Below are 296 nucleotides of genomic sequence, written 5' to 3'. Positions count from 1 at the left end.
ATCCGCTCTGACTGATCCGGAGGCACATCGTGTTGATGCAGGCTGGCATGCAAGCAACAGTGAGTTGGCGCGAGATACCGCAAGGCTCCGCGGAGGATGAGCGGCTGCTATTCGAGAAGCTGGCGCAGGACATGATGCATGTCCAGCTGAAGACGAAGCAGCGCGCCAAGGCGGCCGGCATCCAGCGCGCCTTCCACGCCAAGCCGATCTTCGCCTCGATCGACGCGACGCTGCGCTTCAATGAAGACCTTCCGGCCGACTTTCGCGCCGGCTTCGCCCAGCCCGGCAAGGCCTAT

1 protein-coding gene is annotated in these 296 nt (G+C 63.2%); it reads left to right on the top strand.

Translation table 11 applies throughout. The features are described from left to right. Positions 1-47: 47 nt before the first annotated feature. A partial coding sequence (locus EN859_RS37060; protein WP_135913739.1) for a hypothetical protein occupies positions 48-296 on the top strand: 249 nt, incomplete at its 3' end.

Origin of the sequence: Mesorhizobium sp. M00.F.Ca.ET.216.01.1.1, from assembly GCF_004010325.2 — a bacterium.
In the GTDB taxonomy this organism is placed as follows: domain Bacteria; phylum Pseudomonadota; class Alphaproteobacteria; order Rhizobiales; family Rhizobiaceae; genus Mesorhizobium.
The sequence above is the reverse complement of the archived record's forward strand: the minus strand, read 5'-3'. Positions and strand labels throughout refer to the sequence as shown.